Raw genomic sequence first — 2,990 nt, forward strand, 5'->3', positions numbered from 1 at the left:
GTCAGGCCTTCTGGTTCTGGGAGTTTGTTTGCGCGGCATGCGGCGGTCAGGGTGTTGGCCAGCAGGCATGCGATTGTCATGGGGCCGACGCCGCCGGGGACGGGGGTGATTGCTCCGGCGCGTTCGGCGGCGCTGGCGTAATCCACGTCTCCAACCAGCTTGTTCTTGCCGTCGCGTTCAATGCGGTTGATGCCCACGTCGATGACCGTGGCGCCTTCCTTGATCCAGTCGCCGGGCACCATCTCGGGGCGGCCCACAGCGGCGACAACGATATCCGCGCGACGGACAACATCGGGCAGATCCTTGGTGCGGCTATGCGCGATGGTCACGGTGCAGCTGTCGCCCAGCAGCAGTTGCGCCATCGGCTTGCCAACGATGTTCGAGCGGCCGATCACAACCGCATCCATGCCCGACAACGATCCATGATGGTCCCGCAGCATCATCAGGCAGCCCAGCGGGGTACAGGGCACCATCGATTTCTGACCGGTGCCCAGCAGGCCCACATTCGAGATGTGGAACCCGTCGACATCCTTGGCCGGATCGATCGAATTGATCACCAGATCCTCGTTCAGGTGCTTGGGCAGCGGCAGCTGTACCAGAATGCCATGCACGGCCGGGTCGGTATTCAGCTTGTCGATCAGTGCCAGCAGGTCTGCCTCGGAGGTGTCCACATCCAGCTTGTGCTCATACGAGTTCATGCCGACCTCGACGGTCATCTTGCCCTTCGAGCGGACATAGACCTGGCTGGCCGGGTCTTCGCCCACCAGAACCACGGCCAGACCGGGGGTGATGCCATTTTCGTCCTTCAGCTTTGCAACCTGATCGGCAACCTGTGCCCGCACCGTTGCTGCAAAGGCCTTACCGTCGATAACCTGCGCTACCATTCTTCGATCCCTTCTTCCCAAAAACGGATCGGGCGCTTGGGGCGCCCGGTCAGTCAGTCGTTGCCGAGCACACGTTCCTCACGCGCAATCGACCAGTCAATCAGAATGCGCCACAGCGTCTCGGCCAGATCGGGGTCCATCCCCGCCGCCTGAGAGCTGGCACGCACCTTTTGCACCACCTCTTCAACACGATCCGGAATACGGGCCGGCAGGCCCTCGCCCGGCTTCAACTCAGACGCGCGATCAATGTAGCTGGCGCGCCTCACCAGCATCTCGATCAGGTGCCGGTCCAGCTGGTCAATCTGAATCCGCAGATCCTGCATCGTTGCGCAGTCTTGCGGCGGTGTCAGAGTGGGCATCGTGATCTCCTCGTGGCCCGGAGCATTCTCCGGATCACGAGATGTCTTATCTGGCGACTTAGAACAAGCCCTCGATCTCACCTGCGTCATTGAGGCAGATGCTTTCGGCCGCCGGTTTGCGCGGCAGGCCCGGCATAGTCATGATCTCACCACAGACCGCCACGATAAATCCGGCACCCGCGCTCAGGCGCACCTCGCGCACCGGAACCGAATGGCCGGTGGGCGCGCCGCGCAACGAGGGATCGGTCGAGAAGGAATATTGCGTCTTGGCCATGCAGACCGGCAGGTTGCCGTAACCGGCTTCTTCCCATTCACGCAGCTGGTTGCGGATCTTGTTGTCGGCCAGAACCTCGTCCGCGCGATAGATGCGCTTGGCGATGGTTTCGATCTTCTCGAACAGCGGCATATCGTCGGGGTAGATCGGCGCAAAGTTCGCTGTGCCCCCTTCGACGATTTCGACCACCTTCTCGGCCAGCGGCGCCGAACCTTCCGACCCCAACTCCCAGTGACGCGACAGAACCGCTTCGACCCCGTGGTCAGAGCAATAGTCTTTCACGGCTTGCACTTCTGCGTCGGTATCGGTGACGAAGTGGTTGATGCCAACCACAACCGGCACGCCAAAGGATTTGACGTTTTCGATGTGACGACCCAGGTTGGCGCAGCCCGATTTGACCGCGTCGACGTTTTCCGCACCCAGATCAGCCTTGGCCACACCGCCATTCATCTTCATCGCACGCACGGTGGCGACCAGCACCACAGCCGACGGCGCGATACCCGCTTTGCGGCACTTGATGTTCATGAATTTCTCGGCGCCCAGATCGGCGCCAAAACCCGCTTCGGTCACCACATAGTCAGCCACTTTCAGCGCGGTCTTGGTCGCAATGACCGAGTTACAGCCATGCGCGATGTTGGCAAACGGGCCGCCATGCACAAAGGCCGGGTTGTTTTCCAGCGTCTGCACCAGGTTCGGCTGCATCGCGTCCTTCAGCAGCACCGTCATCGCGCCTTCGGCCTTGATGTCGCGACAGTAAACCGGGGTCTTGTCGCGGCGATAGGCCACGATGATGTCACCCAGACGCTTTTCCAGATCTTTCAGGTCGTTGGCCAGGCACAGGATCGCCATAACCTCAGAGGCCACGGTGATGTCAAAGCCGGTCTCGCGCGGGAAACCGTTCGACACGCCACCCAAGCTGGCCGTGATCTGACGCAGCGCGCGGTCGTTCATGTCGACCACACGACGCCACGCTACACGGCGAATGTCGATCTCGCACTCATTGCCCCAATAGATGTGGTTGTCGATCATCGCCGACAGCAGTGAATGGGCGCTGGTGATGGCGTGAAAGTCACCGGTGAAGTGCAGGTTCATCTCTTCCATCGGAACAACCTGCGCGTAACCACCACCCGCAGCGCCGCCCTTCATGCCAAAGTTCGGGCCCAGCGAAGCCTCACGGATACAGATCATCGCGTTCTTGCCGATCCGGTTCAGACCGTCACCCAGACCCACAGTCGTCGTCGTCTTACCCTCACCCGCAGGCGTCGGGTTGATCGCCGTCACCAGAATCAGCTTGCCGTCCTCACGGCCCTGAACCGAATTGATGAAGTCCTGGCTCACCTTTGCCTTGTCATGGCCATAGGGCAGAAGATCAGCAGATTCGATGCCGATCTTCGCACCAATCTCCTGAATCGGCTTCTTCTTCGCCTCACGCGCAATTTCGATGTCAGATTTATAGCTCATTGGGTTTCGGTC

3 protein-coding genes are annotated in these 2,990 nt (G+C 60.6%); all 3 read right to left on the reverse strand.

The genetic code is table 11. From position 1 onward, the window contains the following. A partial coding sequence (folD, locus tag AC2FLG_RS20410) for a bifunctional methylenetetrahydrofolate dehydrogenase/methenyltetrahydrofolate cyclohydrolase FolD (RefSeq protein WP_271952851.1) occupies nucleotides 1-884 on the reverse strand: 884 nt, incomplete at its 3' end. Nucleotides 885-937: 53 nt separating this feature from the next. After that, on the reverse strand, nucleotides 938-1,243 hold the full coding sequence (locus AC2FLG_RS20415; protein WP_142640424.1) for a chorismate mutase: 306 nt from the start codon (nucleotides 1,241-1,243) through the stop codon (nucleotides 938-940). Between the two features lie 58 nt (nucleotides 1,244-1,301). Next, entirely contained in the window at nucleotides 1,302-2,978 is a 1,677-nt protein-coding gene (locus AC2FLG_RS20420) for a formate--tetrahydrofolate ligase (protein WP_142640425.1), read from the reverse strand. Nucleotides 2,979-2,990 lie beyond the last annotated feature (12 nt).

The sequence above is a fragment of the Ruegeria sp. CDSA193 genome (assembly GCF_059611885.1).

Coding starts and splice junctions, on each gene's coding strand:
- AC2FLG_RS20415 (WP_142640424.1), bottom strand. CDS start 1,243: ATGCCCACTCTGACACCGCCGCAAGACTGCGCAACGATGCAGGATCTG.
- AC2FLG_RS20420 (WP_142640425.1), bottom strand. CDS start 2,978: ATGAGCTATAAATCTGACATCGAAATTGCGCGTGAGGCGAAGAAGAAG.